Genomic DNA, 16,876 nt, shown 5'->3' on the forward strand with positions numbered 1-16,876 from the left:
CCTTAATTTGCGGTTCGAGGCGTCGAAATGGCGAAGATATCGGGTTCGGGCGGATGCAGCGGGTAGCATCGCTACCCGCAAGGCCGCGCGGGCCTGAGATCGAAGCCATTTCGGCGTCCCTGCGGGATTTGACCGATTTCGTCCATGGCTTCGTCGGCAAGTCTTGAAATATCGACATATTCCTACGCCTTGCCTCCTCGCCCTGAACGAAATCGCTTCAAACCTCGAACCGCAAATTAATGGGTCCTGACCCTAGGTTTCGTTTACATTCAGGATTTCCATTGGCGCAGGATTGTGATTCAAGCTGCTGGCTGTTTGGAGGTCGGCATGGATGGATCGACAGGAAGTAAGCGACGCGCTTTGGGAGCGGATTGAACCTCATTTGCCGGGCAAGGCAGGCGATCCTGGCCGGACGGGCCGAGACAATCGGCTGTTTGTCGAGGCGGTCTTGTGGCTGGCGCGGTCGGGAGCGCATTGGCGCGTTCTGCCGAAGGAGTTCGGGCGCTGGCACACGGTGTATCAGCGGTTCAACCGCTGGTGCCGCAATGGGGTCTGGGAACGGCTTTTTGCGGCGCTGAGCGATGATGCCGACTTCGAGTACATCCTCGTCGACAGCACCATCGTGCGGGCGCATCAGCATAGTGCCGGTGCCCCAAAAAAAGCGATCGATCCGAAGATCGGTTTGAAGCTCACGCGCTGGGCCGATCAAAAGGCGGCCTGAGCACCAAAATCCATGCTGCTACCGACGCTTTGGGTAACCCGATCCGCTTCCTCCTGACAGGCGGAGAGCGCAACGACATCACCCAGATCGAAGGCCTGCTCGACGGATTGCAGGCCAGACATGTTCTCGCGGACAAGGGATATGACGGGCAGCGCGCCATGGACGCCATCGCCGCCAGCGGCGCAAAACCAGTCGTCCCGCGGCGCCGAACAACCGCGCAATGGCGCAGCTTCGACTCCCATCTCTACAAAGAACGTAATCTCATCGAACGCTTCTTCAACAAGATCAAACACTTCCGACGCATCGCAACCCGATACGACAAGCTCGCCAGAAACTACGCTGGCTTCCTCAATCTCGTCGCAGCCATCAAATGTGCCGCGTGAATGTAAACGTCGCCTAGCGCCCGGCCGCTGACGCAAGCCGCAATGCGCGCGGGATGGCGGCGGATATGATCGACGCATGATCTTCTTCGGCAAGCATCCGGTACTGGATGTTCGCGGGGCCGAGACGGTCCGCGAGTAGCGCCGCCATGTCGCGGGCGCGCGCCACCATCTGCCGCTCGGCCCGCCGGTTGCGGACCGCATCGCTGTCCTGCCGCGCGGCCTGCCAGGGCGGCAGTTCCTCCTCCCACTCGCCGACGCAGAGCAGGACGCGCTGGCCGCCGAGCGGTGCGTTCCGCAAGGCGTCGCGCAGGCCTTCGGGGTCCCACCAGATCGACGGGCTGATCGCGGCGATCGCGGCGAACAGATGCGGGCGATGCGCCAGCATCCACAGCGCATGATAGCCGCCGAGCGAATGGCCGAAGAGGGTCAGGCGTCGCGGATCGAGCCGCGCGTGTGCCGCGACGGCGGCGAACACATCGGCCTCGACGAAACGCGCGAAATCCGACGCCCCGCCGCGCGCGCCGAAATCGCGTTCGCGATGACGGTCCTGCGGGTCGCGGTCGGGCGACGACAGGCCGATCAGGATCATCGGTCCGGTTCCCGTTGCGTCGGGACGGCGACTCATCCGCCGCAAGGCTTCCACCGCGGTCGCGAAGCAGCCTTCGCCGTCGAGCATCAGCATCGCGGGCCAGCCCCCGACGGGTGCTTCGCCCGCCGGGACGTGGAGGTCGACGCGATAGGCCGCATCCCCGCGCGGCAGGCTCAGCGACAGGCATTCGGCGATGCGTGGATCGGTGGCGGGGGTGGCGGAAGCGGTCATGGTCCGATTAGGGCTGGAATTGCGAGCGGTTTTCAATAAGGCGGATGGCATCGATGCGCCGTTCGATCAACCCATGCCAATCCAAGGGAAACAAAATGTCATGATCCGGTTAGCCGGACCCTCTCCGACGATGAAAGCCATGCTGGTCGATTATCGGCGCACGGTGCGGCGGCGCGTGATGGTCATCGCGCTGATCGCGGCAATCGCGGTGGCGGCTTTCGTCGCCGATCTGGTGACCGGCCCGTCGGGGATGGGGGCGCGCGACGTGCTGTACGGCATCGCCTATCCCGACCGGATCACGCCGGGACAGCGGGCGATCATCTGGGACGTGCGATTGCCTTATGCTATGATGGCGGTGATGGTCGGCGCATCGCTGTCGCTCGCGGGCGCCGAAATGCAGACGATCCTCGACAATCCGATGGCGAGTCCCTTTACGCTCGGCGTGTCGTCGGCCGCTTCCTTCGGTGCGTCGCTGGCGATCGTGCTGGGGATCGGTCTGCCGTTCGCGGGAAGCTGGGCGGCCGACTGGATGGTGTCGCTCAACGCCTTTCTCTTCGCTTTCCTCGCGATGCTGCTGCTTCAGGCGGTCGCGCGGCAGCGCGCGGCGGGCGCACAGACGCTCGTCCTGCTCGGCATCGCGCTCGTCTTCGCCTTCAACGCGCTGACCTCGCTCGTGCAGTTCCTCTCGTCGCAGGAAGCGTTGCAGCAGCTCGTCTTCTGGACGATGGGGTCGCTGTCGCGTGCGACGTGGAGCAATGTCAGCGTGCTCGCGCTCGTCCTGCTCGCCGTCGCGCCCTTTTCGCTGGCATCGGCCAGGGCGCTCACCGCGCTCCGGCTCGGCGAGGACCGGGCGCAGAGTTTCGGGGTCGACGTCGGGCGGCTGCGTTTCCTGTCGCTCTTTCGCATCAGCCTGCTGGCCGCGACCGCGGTGGCCTTCGTCGGCGCGATCGGGTTCATCGGTCTCGTCGGCCCGCATATCGCGCGCATGCTGCTGGGTGAGGATCATCGCTATCTGCTGCCGGCCAGCCTGTTCACCGGTGCCGCGATCATGTCGGTCGCGTCGGCGCTGTCGAAGCTGCTGGTGCCGGGGGTGCTGATGCCGGTCGGCATCGTGACCGCGATGATCGGCGTCCCGATCTTCCTGTTCCTGATCTTTCGCAGCGGAAGGCAGGGGGCATGAGCGCCGGCATCCAGGTCACCGACCTGTCGGCGGGATATCGCGACCGCGCGGTGATCGAGCATCTGTCGCTGCCGCCGATCGCGCGCGGCGAAACGGTCGCGCTGCTGGGCCCCAATGCGGCGGGGAAGAGCACGCTGCTTCGTGCGCTCGCCGGCCTGACGCCCGCGCGCGGCTCGATCCGGCTCGACGGGGACGAACTCAACGGCCTGCCGCTCGCCGACCGTGCGAAAGCGGTGACTTACATGCCGCAGACGCTGCCGCAGGGAATCGCGCTCACCGTGCTCGAAACGGTGATCGGCGCGCTCGAAGCGTCGCCCACCGGGCAGGGCCATGGTGGCGATGCGGCGGAGCGCGCGATGGCCGTGCTCGGGCGGGTCGGGATCGAAGCGCTGGCGATGCGCGGAATCGATCAGCTGTCGGGCGGGCAGCGGCAACTCGCGGCGCTCGCGCAGGCGCTCGTGCGCGCACCGCGCCTGCTGCTGCTCGATGAACCGACGAGTGCGCTCGACCTCAATCACCAGGTGCGCGTGCTCGATCTGGTGCGTTCGCTGGCGCGCGAGCAGGACATGATCGCCGTGCTCGTGCTTCACGACCTGCAGGCGGCGGCGCGGATCGCCGACCGCGTCGTGGTGTTGTCCGAAGGGCAGGTGGCCGCCGCGGGGCCGCCCGAAGAAGCGATCACGCCCGCGGTGCTGGCCGACGTCTGGCGAGTGCGGGCGCGCATCGATCATTGCGAGCGCGGGTCGCTGCGCATGGTGATCGACGATATATTGTAAGGAAGCCGCCCGTTCCGCTTGGGATCGGGCGGCTTTCGATTCTTTCCGCGGCCGGTCAGGGGCGGATCAGCGTGACCGTGTCGCCCTTCGGATCGTCGACCGGCGGCGTCCCCGGTGCGGCGTCGCGCGGCAGGCCGCGCGCCTTGTTCGTCACATAGACGCTGTTGTCGGCGCGATTGATCGCGATCGTCTGCGGGAAGGTACCCGTTTCCAGATCGGCGAGCTTCTCATAGGTTTTCGCATCGACGACGCTAACCGTCCCGGCGCGGCGGTTCGCGACATAGATCTGGTCCACGGCGCCGTTGTAGGCGACGCTGAGCGCGCCTTCCCCGGTGGGGACCGCCTTGATCAGCGAGCCGTCCCTTGCGTTGATCACGCCGAGCACGCCGTTGCCCTGGTTGGCGACGAACAGGCGCTGTGCCGTGCCGTCATAGGCAACGTTGATGGCATTCTCGCCGCCGCTCGGCCAGCGGGCCTTCACCGCGCCGCTGTCGCTGTCGAGGACGATCACGTCGTTGCTGCTCATGCCGGTCGAGAAGATCCGCTTTTTCGCCGGATCGAGCGCCAGTCCGGTGAGCGAAATGCCCGGCACCGCGATGACGCGGTCGAGCGTGTTGCTCTTGCCGTCGATCACCCAGATGGCGCTGGGCGTGTCGCTGCCGCGCATCGCGCCGACGACGGTGACATAGACCTTGTTCGCGCCCTCATCGACGGCGACCTGACGGACGTGGGCCTTTTCGCCGACCTTGACGGTTCCGACGACCTTGCCCGTTGCGAGGTCGACTGCCGATACCGATCCGTTGCGCGTATCGGTGCCGTAAAGGGTCTGCGTGGTCTGGTTGATCGCGAGGCCGTAGAGCGGGCTGGTCGAGACGTCGATCGACCCCTTCGGCTGCAGAGTCTTGCCGTCGAGGCGGACGATCGCGCCCTTGTCTTCGCCGCGCGGGCCGACCGCTGCGATATAGATGTCGTTGTCGGCGCCGTTCTGCACGATCTCGTAGAGCCCGCCCGGAGCGACCTTGACCGAGCGGTCGACCGCCGGCTCCGCCCATGCGGCCGTTGCACCAGCTAGCGTGACGAGAGCCACCGACAGTTTGAAGGCATTGCGCATAACCATGTCATTCTCCTGTTGAAGCGGGGGAGGGCTGGAGATCGGTCCAGTAGCTTCCGGTGTAGGGGACCGCGAGAAACCGCCTGTTGATTGTGTCGAGCGTCGCCTGCGGATCGAGATCGCCGAACAGGTCGGGATGTATCCACCTGGCGAGCGCCTCGGTCGCGACGATGTCGATGGGCGAATTGATCATCTGGTGCGACAGGCCGTGGACGCGTCCGGCGCGCACCGCCGACAGGCTGGCGATCCCGCGGCGTTCGGTCACCTTCCGCAGCGACGCGCGCGACCGCGCCTCGTCATATTGCGGGCCGACGACGAAGCCGCCGGCCTTTTCCAGATGCGGGCCGCCGGTGGCGATGTAGACGTCCGGATTGCGGTCGATGACATATTCGAGGTTGAGCTTGCCGAACGGCGCCTTGATCACATCCTCGCCGATATTCCTGCCGCCGACGAAGCTGATATAGTCGCCGACGTTGCCCTTGCCGGGCGAATTGCAGCAATCGGGGCCGTTGCCGGCATGCGCCTCCAGAAACACCGTCGGGCGCTTGTCGGCGGGGATGGCGGCGACGCGCTTGCTGATGACGTCGAGCTTGTCCTGACGGAATTTGTTGTAGGCCGCCGCCTGCTCCTCGCGACCGATCAGGCGCCCGAGCAGGGTCAGGCTGCGCGCCTGGTTTTCGAAGGGGTGCGAGAAAAAGTCGATGAAGACGACATCGACGCCGGCGCCGGTCAGTTGCGCGACCTGCGCGTCGGTCGGGCCGGAACCCAGCGAGACGACCGCCGCTTTCGGCGCCGCGGCGAGCACCGCCTCGACGCTGAACTCGTCGGACGAGTTGGGCGTCCTGGGCAGCGTGGCGAGCTTCGGAAAGCGCGCGACATAGGCTTTATACTGTTCGGGGCTGATCCGGTTGACGTCGCCCGACCACCCCGACAGCAGGCTGACCGGATCGGGATGGATCAGCGACAGCGCGATCAGGTAGCGGCCGTCGTCGATCGTCAGCGGCGTCGCAGGCAGCGTCAGGTCGAGCGGGCGGTCGCGCAGGTCGGTGAGCGGGGCATCCGCGCCCGCCTTGCGCCTGTCGTCGGCCTTGCCGCAGCCGGCAAGCACCAGCGGCAGGGCGCCGAGCAGCGTCAGCGCCGCGCGCCGCGACGGGATCGATCGTTCGATTTGCATCCGATGAATCTCCATCGTCACCAGCGATATTGCAGGCGCGCGGTCGCGGTGCGGCCCTGGCCGTAATAGCAGGCCTGCGTCGCGGTGCAGGTCGCGACATAGCGCTTGTCGGCGAGGTTGCGGACGTTGACCGCGAGCGACAGGCCCGAATCGGGTACGTCGTAGCGGAGGAACGCGTCGAAGAGCGTGTAGGAAGGGATCGCGAAGAGCGGGTCGTTGCTGACGAGCCCCCAGCTGTCCCCGGTGTAGCGCACGCCGCCGCCGAAACCGAAGCCGTCGAGCGGTCCGGCCTTGATGCGATAATCGGCAAAGAGCGATGCCTGCCAGTCGGGAATCTGCGGCAGGGCATTGCCGATCTGCGCCGCCGCGCCTTCGGTCACCTTCGCCTTGATCCGCGTCGCCGTGGCGATCAGCGTGAGCGCGTCGGTCGGCGTCGCGCGGCCTTCGAATTCGAGCCCGCGATAGCGTCCTTCGCCAAGCTGGACCTGACAGGGCGTCAGGGTCGGGCCGCAGCGGGTCCCCGCCGGATCGGCCGTCAGCAGGTTCTGCTGCGTGATCTGGAAAGCCGAAAGCGTCAGATAGATGTTCTGCCCGGGCGGCTGATAGCGCAGGCCGAACTCATATTGCTGCCCCGTCGTCGGCACGAAAGGGCGGCCGGTGGCATTGGTCACCGGATCGTTCTGCAGCGGCAGGAAGGATTCCGAATAGCTGGCGTAGGGGGCGAGACCGAAATCGAAGAGGTAGACGCCGCCGATGTTCCAGGTGAAGGCCTCCGCCTTCAGGCGAGAACCCGTGTTGTTCAAGCTGTTCGACAGATTGTCGGTCGCCCAGTCGTTGCGTGCACCGATCGAAAGGCGCAGATTGCCGACCGAAAGCTGGTCCTGCAGATAGAGGCCGGTCTGTTTCGACACGGCGCCGCCATAGATCTGCGGACTCAGCGCCGTGGCATAGCCCGAGGCACCGCGCGGAACGGGGTCGAAAATGTCGAGGAGCGGCAGCACCAGCGCCGGCGCGACGCCATCGCGGTCGTGCGACCAGTCGGTGTGGAAATAATCGACGCCGCCCAGCACGACATGTTCGATCGCGCCGGTCGCGAAGCGCGCCTCGATCTGCGTATCGGTCGCCCAGCCTTCGGATTCGCCGCGCCCCTGCACCGCGCGCCGCTGAATCGTCTGGCCGGGAATGCAGCCGGGGATGTTGGCGGGACAGGCGGTCAGCGTGTCGCCGCCCATCACCACCGCGCGATAGAAGCTGTCGATCTTCGTATAGCGCGTGTTGTTGCGGATCGCGAAGCCGTCGCCGAAGCGATGCTCGAAGAAGGAGGCGACCAGATACTGGTCGCGGTCGAAATCGTTCCAGCCGGGCTCGCCGAGATTGGCGTCGAGCGGGATATACTTGCCGTTCGACGCGTTGAGCGTGCCGCGCATCGGCAGGAACTGGAAGGTCGAAGCGCCCTCGTCGCGCTGATACTGGCCGAGCAGCGTCCATGTCGTGTCGGCGCCGAGGCGGAAGGTCACGCTCGGCGCGATGTAATAGCGCGAGTTCGGCATGTCCTTCGCGCGCGTTTCGCCATGCGAGGCGAGGCCGACGAACCGCACCGCGACATTGTCCGACAACGGTGCGCCGACATCGGCGCCCGCCAGCAGGCGCGCACGGTCGAGGTCTCCGAAGGCCTGGCCCTGGAACAGCACCTCGCCATGCGCGCGGAAGGTCGGCTTCTTGGTAACGAGGTTGACGATCCCGCCGGGCGCGGTCTGGCCGTACAGGACGCTCGACGGACCCTTCAGCACATCGACCTGTTGCAACCCGAACGGGTCGAAGGCGGGGCGCGTCCACTGTCCCCCCGCGGGAAGGCGCAGACCGTCGACGAAATTGTTGTTGCTGCCGAAGCCGCCGGCGCCGAAGCCGCGGACCGTGATCTCGTCGACCCGGTTGTCGTTGCCCTGCGGCTGCGCCTGCACCCCCGCGACATAGGAAAGCGCGTCGGACACCGTATCGACCGCGCGAATATCCATCTCGGCGCGATTGACGACGGTGATCGTCTGCGGATTTTCGATCAGCGGCGTGTCGGTCTTGGTGCTGGCCGACGCGGTGCTCTGGCCGGTGGCGATCACGACGATCTCGTTCGACATGGCGTCGCTGCCGTCGCCGGCATTCGTCTGGGCGGCGAGCGCAGAGGGGACGAGCGCGGCAATGGTCAGGCCGGTAAGGCGGGCACGCATAATGGGCTCCTGTGAATGCCGCTCCCATCGGCGGCTTCCTGTCCGCTAATAGGAATTAGTCGCATTAGCAACACTCCTTTGTGTCAAATCATGTCGGATGAGCGATGCCACTTGCGGGCTGGTCGGGCGAAACGGGGCTGGGAGCGGCCGAAAGGTTCGTTCGCGCGCGCGGCTTCGAAAGCCGATGAGCGTAACCTTCGATCTTTCGCCGCTTTGCCGATCTCGATCCCTCGCAGGTTTTCCCATCGCAGACCCGACATTGCTTCCATCCGAGCCCGATTGCGTTCTATGGTCGGTTGGGATTTGGCGTTCGGCGCGCTGCCTCATCCGTTCGTCATGCTGAACTTGTTTCAGCATCCATGGCCGGACCCCTCCTTTTGCGCCGCCTTTCAGGTGAGGGGCAGACCATGGACCCTGAAACAAGTTCAGGGTGACGAAAGGGACAAACCGTGCCGCGAAAGGAGAATCGATGAGCCTGATCGTCCACCACCTCAACAACAGCCGTTCGCAGCGCATCCTCTGGCTGCTCGAGGAAATCGGCGCGCCATATGACATCCGCTTCTATGACCGCGACCCGGCGACCAACCTCGCGCCGCCCGAACTGCTGGCGGTCCATCCGCTCGGCAAGTCGCCGGTGATCGAGGACGACGGCCGCGTGATCACCGAGTCGGGGGCGATCGTCGAATATCTGTGCGAGCGGCACGGCGGCGGGCATCTGGTTCCCGCGCACGGCACCGACGATCATGTCCGCCATCTCGAATGGCTGCATTTCGCCGAGGGATCGGCGATGACGCCGATCCTGCTGCGCATCTACACCGCGCGGCTCGGCGAGGCGGCGGCGGTCCTCGAACCGCGGATCGTGCAGCAACTCGATGCGCATTTCGCCTATATGGAAAGCCGTCTCGGCACGAACGGCCATTTCATCGGCGACAGCCTGTCGGCCGCCGACATCATGCTGAGCTTTCCCGCCGAGATCGCGATCATGCAGGGCATGGCGCCGCGCTACCCGAAGCTGGCGGCGTTCGTGAACGCCTGCCACGACCGTCCGGCGTGGCGCCGCGCGCGCGACAAGGGCGGCGCCTATTATGGCTATTGATACTGCTCCCGTCCGGCGCATCGCATTGGCGATCGGCGCGGCGCTGTTCGCGGCCGGCCCCGCGATGGCGGCGCCGCCGCAGCTCGGCCCGGAGGTCGAGCGCGATGTCGTCGCGCCCGAAGGCGTCGCCTTCGCGCCCGCCGCGGCCGACGAGGAAGGGGCGATCGACCGCTTCGCCGCCTATGTCGCGGCGCTGGCGAAGCGCGATTACGATGCGGCCTATGCGATGCTGCGCCTGTCGCTGCAGGCGTCGAGCCCGCGGCTCGAATGGGAGATGAACCTGCGCAAGCGCGGCACATTGTGGGCCGACGGGAGGCTGCGCATCCTGCGGCTGAGCTGGTATCTCGACCCCGCAGGGCAGCCGCCCGGCGTCTATGCCGCGTTCGATTTCCGGGGCGACCGGGCGGATGGAACGATGGACTGCGGCTATGTCGTCGTCCATCGCGCCGCGCCGGGCGCCGGCTTCACCATCGTGCGCACCGATACCTCCGAAGTGCCGCCCGAACTGATCGAGGAGGGCGTGCCCAAGGCCGACGTGCTGCACCAGCTTCCCTGCTATCTGGGCAAGGGGATCGCGACGGCTTTCTGATGCGGAGGCGCCTGCCGCTGAACGGATGGAAGGCCGATAATCGTGCGGACCACTAATCACCTTGTCGCACCGCGCCAAAATCCCTAATTCGCGCGCATGACATCGACCAACGACATCCGCCGCTCCTTCCTCGACTATTTCGCGGGCGAAGGGCACCATATCGAACCGTCGGCGCCGCTGGTGCCGTTCAACGACCCGACGCTGATGTTCGTCAACGCGGGGATGGTGCCGTTCAAGAATGTCTTCACGGGGCTGGAGAAGAAGCCCTACAGCACCGCGGCTTCGTCGCAGAAGTGCGTCCGCGCGGGCGGCAAGCACAACGACCTCGACAATGTCGGCTATACCGCGCGCCATCACACTTTCTTCGAGATGCTGGGGAATTTCTCGTTCGGCGACTATTTCAAGGAACAGGCGATCCACCATGCCTGGACCCTCGTCCACAAGACGTGGGGCCTGCCCGCCGACAAGCTGACCGCCACCGTCTACCACACCGACGACGAGGCGTTCGACCTGTGGCGCAAGATTTCGGGGCTGCCCGAGGAACGGATCATCCGCATCCCGACCAGCGACAATTTCTGGTCGATGGGCGATACCGGTCCGTGCGGGCCGTGCAGCGAAATCTTCTATGATCATGGCGATCATATCTGGGGCGGCCCGCCGGGATCGGCCGAAGAGGACGGCGACCGTTTCATCGAGATCTGGAACCTGGTGTTCATGCAATATGAGCAGCTGCCCGGCGGCGAGCGCGTCGACCTGCCGCGGCCCAGCATCGACACCGGCATGGGACTGGAACGTCTTGCGGCGGTGCTGCAGGGCGTCCACGACAATTACGACATCGACACCTTCCGGGCGCTGATCGCCGCGTCGGTCGACCTGACCGGCGTTCCGGCCGAGGGCGCGACGCAGGCCAGCCACCGCGTGATCGCCGATCACCTGCGCGCGTCGAGTTTCCTGATCGCCGACGGCGTGCTGCCGTCGAACGAGGGGCGCGGCTACGTGCTGCGGCGTATCATGCGCCGCGCGATGCGCCACGCGCACCTGCTCGGCGCGCGGGACCCGCTGATGCACCGGCTGCTGCCGGCGCTGACCACCGAGATGGGCGCCGCCTATCCCGAGCTGATCCGCGCGCAGGCGCTGATCTCCGAAACGCTCGAGCGCGAGGAGATCAAGTTCCGCCAGACGCTCGACAAGGGGCTGCGGCTGCTCGACGAGGCGACGGTGGGAATGGCCAAGGGCGCGACGCTGCCCGGCGACGTCGCCTTCAAGCTCTATGACACCTACGGCTTTCCCTACGACCTGACCGAGGATGCGCTGCGCGCAGAGGGCATCGCGGTCGACCGCGCGGGTTTCGACGCCGCGATGGCGCAGCAGAAGGCAGCGGCGCGCGCGGCGTGGAAGGGCAGCGGCGAAAAGGCGTCGGACGAAATCTGGTTCGACCTCGCCGAAGCGAACGGCGGCACTGAATTCACCGGCTACACCTCGACCGAGGGCGAGGGCGAGGTGATCGCGCTCGTTCGCGACGGCGTTCCGGTCGAAGAGGCGAAGGCGGGCGACACCGTCGTCGTGCTCACCAACCAGACGCCCTTCTATGGCGAAAGCGGCGGCCAGATGGGCGACGCCGGAACGATCGACACGCTGGGCGGCGCGAAGGCGACGGTGCGCGACACGAGCAAGCCGCTCGGCCGGCTGCACGCGCATCAGGCGACGCTCGAGGCGGGCAGTCTCAAGGTCGGCGACACGGTGCGGCTGAGCGTCGATGCCGCGCGCCGCGACCGCATCCGCGCCAATCACAGCGCGACGCACCTGCTGCACGCGGCGCTCCGCAACCGGCTGGGCGCGCACGTCACGCAGAAGGGCAGCCTCGTCGCCGAGGACCGCTTCCGCTTCGACTTCTCGCACCCCAAGGCGCTGACCGCCGAGGAGATCGCCGACGTCGAGGCGCAGGTGAATGCGCATATCCGCGCCAACGAGCCGGTGTCGACGCGCCTGATGACCCCCGACGATGCGATCGCGGCGGGTGCGATGGCGCTGTTCGGCGAAAAATATGGCGACGAGGTGCGCGTGCTCAGCATGGGCAAGGCCGACGACCGCAGCTATTCGGTCGAACTGTGCGGCGGCACCCACGTCCGCGCGCTCGGCGACATCGCCCTGTTCAAGATCGTCAGCGAAAGCGCGGTGTCCTCCGGCGTGCGGCGCATCGAGGCGCTGACCGGCGAAGCGGCGCGCCAGTGGCTGATCGGGCGCGACGAGGCGCTGAAGGCGGCGGCGGCGGCGCTCAAGACCGCGCCCGACGAAGTGCCCGCGCGCGCCGCGGCGATGGCCGAGGCGCTCCGGAAGGCGGAGCGCGAACTGGCTGAGGCGAAGAAGGCGCTCGCGCTCGGCGGTAGCGGGGGCGGCGGCGCGGCAAGCGGCGGCCCGGCGGTCGACGAGGTCGGCGGCACGAAGTTCCTGGCACAGGTCGTCGATGGGCTCGACCCCAAGGGGCTGCGCGGCGCGGTCGATGACATGAAGAAGCAGGTCGGCAGCGGCGTCGCGATGCTCGTCGCGGTCAACGACGGACGCGCCTCGGTCGCGGTCGGCGTGACCGACGATCAGGCGGGCAGCCGTAGCGCGGTCGACCTCGTCAAGGCGGCGGTGGCGGCGCTCGGCGGGCAGGGCGGCGGCGGCCGTCCCGACATGGCGCAGGGCGGCGGCCCCGACGGCGCCGCGGCCGAAGCCGCGGTCGCGGCGGTCAAGGCCGCGCTGGCGGGGTAGTCATGCGCCTGATCTCCCCTCCCGCAGGCGGGAGAGGAGGCAGCCTACCCGCAGGCGATCAGCCTTCGATCCCCTTGGCTTTGCCCCATGCCCTTGCGGCGGTGTAGCCGAGGTAGCCCGTGCCGAAGAGCGCGTAGAGCGATTCGGGGATGCCGGCGAGATAGGCGTTCATGCCGTCGGCGATGCCTTGGGCCATCTCCGGCCGTGCTGCGGCGATCAGCCCCATCGGGATCGCCCACAGCAGCAGCGCATACATGACGTAGAGGAAGCTGGGCCGCGCGCGGCTGGTCCACGGGTCGGCGCTGTTGGCCTCGGCGATGATCGCGCTCATCCGGGTGCGGATCGTTTCCAGTTCCTGGCTGCCTTCGAGTTTCAGCAGTTCGAGCTTGGCGCGGTCGCGCGCCTCCGGATCGGGAATGATCTTGTCGATCAGGCCCGCGACGGGACCGATCAGCCCTTCGAAGATGCTCATGTCGATTGTTCCTTTCCGTAAGAGAATCCGTGCAACTTCACTGTGAATCGCATCGGGTCAGTTCTGCCCGATGCGGTTGGCGAGCCAGCCGTAGAGAAAGGCTTCCTGGCTCGGGCGGCGTTCGGCGAGCGCGATGTAGCGTTCGCCCTGCAGCGCCTCCATCGCGCGGAGCAGGATGGTCTCGCCGCCCTTGCCGCGCGCGGCGAGAAAGCCGTCGAGCGCCGACAGGGTGCGCGGGCCGATCAGCCGGTCGACCGCGATATCGGGATAGTCGCGCGCGCCGCGGTTGAGCGCGTTGAGCGCGCGCTGGAGAAAGCCCGTCGCGGTCGCGGTGCCCATGTTGACGCCGGTGTCGAACAGTTCGGCCGCGATCCGCGGTGCACGCAGCGCGACCCGGTCGAAACGCGGTTGCAGCCAATAGCGGCGGCGATAGATGGCGGCGGCCACCGTGCGCGGCAGCGCGCGCATGTCCCCGGCATAGCCCTCGGCGCGCGCGACCGCTTCGGTGATTCCCCAGCAGGTCGGGCCGCCGCGGTCGGCCGGGTGGTTTACATATCGGCCCTCGCGGTCGATGACGGCATCGATCAGGGTGTCGGCATCGCAGGTCGATGGATCGGCATTCGGCATGTTTCACTCCTGTGGTTTTTAGAAGTCATAAAACGAACCATATAGGGATAATATAGGAAAGGCTTTTTTGATGCGTGCGTTGCAGGTTCGCGAACTGCTGCCCGATCATGCCGGCGTCGCGCTTGCCGACCTGCCGGTGCCGCAGCCGGGACCGGGCGAGGTGCGAGTGCGGGTGCGCGCGGCGGCGGTCAATTTCCCCGACCTGCTGATGACGCGCGGCGCCTATCAGCTCAAACCCGACCTGCCCTTCGTTCCGGGGCTCGAATTCGCGGGCGAGGTCGATGCCGTCGGCGAGGGGGTGACGGCTTGGCACAAGGGCGACGCGGTGGTCGGCGGCAACCGCTTTGGCGCGATGGCCGAACATATCGTCACCCCGGCCGCCGCGCTGCGGCCGAAGCCCGACCGGCTGGGATGGGAGGCCGCCGCCGCCTGTCCGGTCGCCTATCTGACCGCCTATGTCGCGCTCGTTCGCTGCGCGCGCGTCGAGCCCGGCGACTGGGTGCTGGTGCACGGTGCTGCGGGCGGTGTCGGGCTGGCGACGGTCGACCTTGCGAAGGCGCTCGGCGCGCGCGTGATCGCGGCGGCGAGCAGCGAAGCCAAGCGCGCGGCAATCGCGCGCCTCTACGCCCCCGATGCGCTGATCGCCGCCGATCCGGGGTTCCGCGACACGGTGAAGGCACTGACCGGCGGGGCCGGCGCCGATGTAATCTTCGACCCGGTGGGCGGCGACGTGTTCGACGAATCGACGCGCTGCATCGCCTTTGGCGGGCGCCTGTTGGTGGTCGGTTTCGCGTCGGGCCGCATTCCCGCGGTTTCGGCGAACATCCCGCTGATCAAGGGGTTTTCGGTCGTCGGCGTGCGCGCTGGCGAATATGGCCGACGCTTTCCCGCGCGAGGGGTCGAGAATATCGCGGCGGTCGACCGGCTGGCGGCCGAGGGGACGATCCGCCCGCACGTCCACGCCGCCCTCGACCTTGCCGACTGGCGCGAGGCTTTCGCGATGCTCGAACGGCGCGAGGTGATCGGAAAGGTCGTGCTGCGGCCGTGAAGGGACGGCGGGTCAGGCCGCTTCGGTCGCCAGCCCGAGTTCGGGAATGTGGACCGAGCGCTGGCCGCCGAAGCTCGACCGCACCACGATGACGCCCTGTTTCTCCATATAGTCGAGCAGCCGCCGCACGCGCCCCTGCGACCGCGTCCCATAGGCGCGGCCGAGCGCTTCCTCGTCGGGGCAGGGCGCCCCGTCCATCGCCGCGCGGGCGATGAGCAGGAAGGGCGCGAGCATGTCGTCGGGCAGCCGCGCCGCCGCGCCGAGCAGGTCGCGCCAGTGCGGATCGGCCGGGTCGAGGATGCCGCCCTTCGCCAGCGCGAAGCGACGGCGGAACTCGGCTAGGTCGAACGGCGCGGCGCGCAGGCGCTGCATCCGGCAACGCACCGAGAAATCCTGATAGAGGATCGTCTCCGGCTGATAGGCGCTTTCGGCATCGCCGAGCATGTCGCGCAGCACCGCCTCGACCACCGCGCCGGCATCGATGCTGTCGGCGGCCGCGGGCGCCGATATGTCGTCCGCGGCGGACGCGTCGGCTTCGTGATGGGCGATGCGCTCGATCACCTCGGCCGCGGCGACCGGGACGGGACGCAGGGGCGCCGGCGGGGGCGCCGCGCTCTCCATCTCGGCGAACAGCATCGTGCGCATGTCCTGCGGCTCGGCGTCGGGCAGCGGCAGCAGGCTATGAGTTCCCGCTCGGCTGCGCGTCTCGGTTGCGCCGATGCGGATCGCGACCGGGCGCCGCGCGATCGCGGGACCGAGGCCCAGGAAATGCCCGCGTTCGAGGTCGCGGATCGCCTCCGCCTGCCGCCGCTCCATGCCGAGCAGGTCGGCGGCGCGCGCCATGTCGATGTCGAGGAACGTGCGCCCCATCAGGAAGTTGCTTGCCTCCGCCGCGACATTCTTGGCGAGCTTGGCGAGGCGCTGGGTCGCGATGGCGCCGGCCAGGCCGCGCTTGCGGCCGCGGCACATCAGGTTGGTCATCGCCGACAGGCTGGCGCGGCGCACCGCGTCGGACACGTCGCCCGACGCGCTCGGCGCGAACATCTGCGCCTCGTCGACGACGACGAGCGCGGGAAACCAATGCTCGCGCGGCGCGTCGAACAACGCGTTCAGAAAGGCGGCGGCGCAGCCCATCTGCGCCTCGATATCGAGCGCTTCGAGGTTGAGGACGACCGAGGCGCGATGCTCGCGGATGCGTGCGCCCATCGTCGCGATCTCGCGCTCGTTATAGTCGCCGGCGTCGATCGCGACATGGCTGTAGGCGTCGGCGAGGGTGACGAAATCGCCCTCCGGATCGATCACCACCTGCTGGACGAGGCCCGCGCTCTGTTCGAGCAGGCGGCGCAGCAGGTGCGACTTGCCCGACCCCGAATTGCCCTGGACGAGCAGGCGCGTGGCGAGCAGTTCCTGCACCTCGATGCGCACACCCTGACCGCGCTCGTCGATTCCGATTTCGATGCTGTTGTTCACCCCGCTGCCCCTAATCCGCGGCCCGTCCGAAGACAACCGAGCGGCGGCCGCGGCGTTGGAATATCGCGCGCGGTCTGCCACAAGGGCGCGGCCATGGATTTCGACGACCAGCTCTTTCGCTATTTCGGCACCCGCGACATGGGCGCGATTCCGCCCGCGGCGCTGGCGGCGGGGACTGAGCGGATGCGCGTTGATCTGGCGCTGGAGACGCATGCGGGCCGCCGCTTTGCGCTGTGGGCGCTGCTCTATATGCTGGGCGCAGCGCCCGATCTGGAAGTCGCCTTTCCCGATGCGGCCGACCGCGATTCGGCGCGCGATTTCATGGACATGATCGACCGCGCACAGGACGAATGACGCGGGTTCGCGTGGGCTTGTGGTTGCGGTCTTAGCGCAGCCAAGCGGCAGAGTGGCGGGACGAGACCTCCGCCCCCCG

Annotated in this window: 14 protein-coding genes and 1 pseudogene; 8 read left to right on the forward strand and 7 right to left on the reverse strand. The window is 67.4% G+C overall.

Going from position 1 to position 16,876, the window contains the following annotated elements:
• Positions 1–331 precede the first annotated feature (331 nt).
• Positions 332–1,104 (forward strand): annotated as a pseudogene (locus C3E99_RS05415) (IS5 family transposase).
• A gap of 13 nt (positions 1,105–1,117) precedes the next feature.
• On the opposite strand, the gene C3E99_RS05420 reads toward C3E99_RS05415, so the two are convergent.
• Positions 1,118–1,924, reverse strand: a complete 807-nt coding sequence (locus C3E99_RS05420) for an alpha/beta hydrolase (protein ID WP_158682132.1) — start codon at positions 1,922–1,924, stop codon at positions 1,118–1,120.
• Between the two features lie 100 nt (positions 1,925–2,024).
• On the opposite strand from C3E99_RS05420, the gene C3E99_RS05425 reads away from it, so the two are divergent.
• Both C3E99_RS05425 and C3E99_RS05430 read left to right on the forward strand, forming a co-directional pair.
• Positions 2,025–3,104, forward strand: a complete 1,080-nt coding sequence (locus C3E99_RS05425; RefSeq protein WP_076075865.1) for a FecCD family ABC transporter permease — start codon at positions 2,025–2,027, stop codon at positions 3,102–3,104.
• Positions 3,101–3,880 carry an ABC transporter ATP-binding protein gene (locus C3E99_RS05430; protein WP_076075862.1) on the forward strand — a complete coding sequence of 260 codons (780 nt, stop codon included), beginning with the start codon at positions 3,101–3,103 and terminating at the stop codon, positions 3,878–3,880. The genes C3E99_RS05425 and C3E99_RS05430 overlap by 4 nt, the downstream gene beginning before the upstream one ends.
• A 55-nt stretch (positions 3,881–3,935) precedes the next feature.
• On the opposite strand, the gene C3E99_RS05435 is transcribed toward C3E99_RS05430, so the two are convergent.
• From C3E99_RS05435 to C3E99_RS05445, 3 genes are read right to left on the reverse strand one after another with little or no spacing between them, the layout of a single operon-like run.
• A complete protein-coding gene (locus tag C3E99_RS05435) occupies positions 3,936–4,997 on the reverse strand; it encodes a YncE family protein (RefSeq protein ID WP_076075859.1) in 1,062 nt (353 codons plus the stop codon).
• A gap of 1 nt (position 4,998) precedes the next feature.
• Complete coding sequence (locus tag C3E99_RS05440) at positions 4,999–6,165, reverse strand: ABC transporter substrate-binding protein (protein ID WP_076077941.1); 1,167 nt, start codon at positions 6,163–6,165, stop codon at positions 4,999–5,001.
• Between the two features lie 17 nt (positions 6,166–6,182).
• Positions 6,183–8,387: a TonB-dependent siderophore receptor gene (locus tag C3E99_RS05445; RefSeq protein WP_076075857.1), complete on the reverse strand. Its 2,205-nt coding sequence runs from the start codon at positions 8,385–8,387 to the stop codon at positions 6,183–6,185.
• 469 nt (positions 8,388–8,856) lie between these two features.
• Between C3E99_RS05445 and C3E99_RS05450 the strand changes: the two genes are divergently transcribed.
• From C3E99_RS05450 to alaS, 3 genes are all read left to right on the forward strand, one after another.
• Entirely contained in the window at positions 8,857–9,483 is a 627-nt protein-coding gene (locus C3E99_RS05450; protein ID WP_076075854.1) for a glutathione S-transferase family protein, read from the forward strand.
• Positions 9,473–10,072, forward strand: coding sequence for a hypothetical protein (locus tag C3E99_RS05455; RefSeq protein WP_076075851.1), 600 nt, complete (start codon positions 9,473–9,475; stop codon positions 10,070–10,072). Before C3E99_RS05450 ends, C3E99_RS05455 begins: the two co-directional genes overlap by 11 nt.
• A gap of 96 nt (positions 10,073–10,168) precedes the next feature.
• The gene (alaS, locus tag C3E99_RS05460) at positions 10,169–12,826 is read left to right on the forward strand and encodes an alanine--tRNA ligase (RefSeq protein WP_104959507.1); all 2,658 of its coding nucleotides are present in this window, start codon (positions 10,169–10,171) and stop codon (positions 12,824–12,826) included.
• 58 nt (positions 12,827–12,884) lie between these two features.
• Here alaS and C3E99_RS05465 read toward each other — a convergent pair whose 3' ends face one another.
• Together C3E99_RS05465 and C3E99_RS05470 are read right to left on the reverse strand one after the other, a co-directional pair.
• A complete protein-coding gene (locus tag C3E99_RS05465; protein ID WP_067105766.1) occupies positions 12,885–13,298 on the reverse strand; it encodes a holin family protein in 414 nt (137 codons plus the stop codon).
• Positions 13,299–13,355: 57 nt separating this feature from the next.
• Positions 13,356–13,925, reverse strand: coding sequence for a glycoside hydrolase family 108 protein (locus tag C3E99_RS05470; RefSeq protein ID WP_076075844.1), 570 nt, complete (start codon positions 13,923–13,925; stop codon positions 13,356–13,358).
• A 70-nt stretch (positions 13,926–13,995) separates the two neighbouring features.
• Here C3E99_RS05470 and C3E99_RS05475 point away from each other — a divergent pair, with 70 nt between their 5' ends.
• Complete coding sequence (locus tag C3E99_RS05475) at positions 13,996–14,973, forward strand: NADPH:quinone oxidoreductase family protein (RefSeq protein ID WP_076075841.1); 978 nt, start codon at positions 13,996–13,998, stop codon at positions 14,971–14,973.
• A gap of 12 nt (positions 14,974–14,985) precedes the next feature.
• Here C3E99_RS05475 and C3E99_RS05480 read toward each other — a convergent pair whose 3' ends face one another.
• Positions 14,986–16,443: an ATP-binding protein gene (locus tag C3E99_RS05480; RefSeq protein ID WP_076075838.1), complete on the reverse strand. Its 1,458-nt coding sequence runs from the start codon at positions 16,441–16,443 to the stop codon at positions 14,986–14,988.
• Positions 16,444–16,536: 93 nt separating this feature from the next.
• Between C3E99_RS05480 and C3E99_RS05485 the strand changes: the two genes are divergently transcribed.
• A complete protein-coding gene (locus C3E99_RS05485; RefSeq protein WP_076075835.1) occupies positions 16,537–16,797 on the forward strand; it encodes a hypothetical protein in 261 nt (86 codons plus the stop codon).
• Positions 16,798–16,876: the final 79 nt, after the last annotated feature.

Source organism: Sphingopyxis sp. MG (assembly GCF_002953155.1).
Lineage (GTDB): Bacteria > Pseudomonadota > Alphaproteobacteria > Sphingomonadales > Sphingomonadaceae > Sphingopyxis > Sphingopyxis granuli.

Coding starts and splice junctions, on each gene's coding strand:
- alaS (WP_104959507.1), top strand. CDS start 10,169: ATGACATCGACCAACGACATCCGCCGCTCCTTCCTCGACTATTTCGCG.
- C3E99_RS05485 (WP_076075835.1), top strand. CDS start 16,537: ATGGATTTCGACGACCAGCTCTTTCGCTATTTCGGCACCCGCGACATG.
- C3E99_RS05445 (WP_076075857.1), bottom strand. CDS start 8,387: ATGCGTGCCCGCCTTACCGGCCTGACCATTGCCGCGCTCGTCCCCTCT.
- C3E99_RS05440 (WP_076077941.1), bottom strand. CDS start 6,165: ATGCAAATCGAACGATCGATCCCGTCGCGGCGCGCGGCGCTGACGCTG.
- C3E99_RS05470 (WP_076075844.1), bottom strand. CDS start 13,925: ATGCCGAATGCCGATCCATCGACCTGCGATGCCGACACCCTGATCGAT.
- C3E99_RS05430 (WP_076075862.1), top strand. CDS start 3,101: ATGAGCGCCGGCATCCAGGTCACCGACCTGTCGGCGGGATATCGCGAC.
- C3E99_RS05475 (WP_076075841.1), top strand. CDS start 13,996: ATGCGTGCGTTGCAGGTTCGCGAACTGCTGCCCGATCATGCCGGCGTC.
- C3E99_RS05435 (WP_076075859.1), bottom strand. CDS start 4,997: ATGGTTATGCGCAATGCCTTCAAACTGTCGGTGGCTCTCGTCACGCTA.
- C3E99_RS05455 (WP_076075851.1), top strand. CDS start 9,473: ATGGCTATTGATACTGCTCCCGTCCGGCGCATCGCATTGGCGATCGGC.
- C3E99_RS05450 (WP_076075854.1), top strand. CDS start 8,857: ATGAGCCTGATCGTCCACCACCTCAACAACAGCCGTTCGCAGCGCATC.
- C3E99_RS05420 (WP_158682132.1), bottom strand. CDS start 1,924: ATGACCGCTTCCGCCACCCCCGCCACCGATCCACGCATCGCCGAATGC.
- C3E99_RS05425 (WP_076075865.1), top strand. CDS start 2,025: ATGATCCGGTTAGCCGGACCCTCTCCGACGATGAAAGCCATGCTGGTC.
- C3E99_RS05465 (WP_067105766.1), bottom strand. CDS start 13,298: ATGAGCATCTTCGAAGGGCTGATCGGTCCCGTCGCGGGCCTGATCGAC.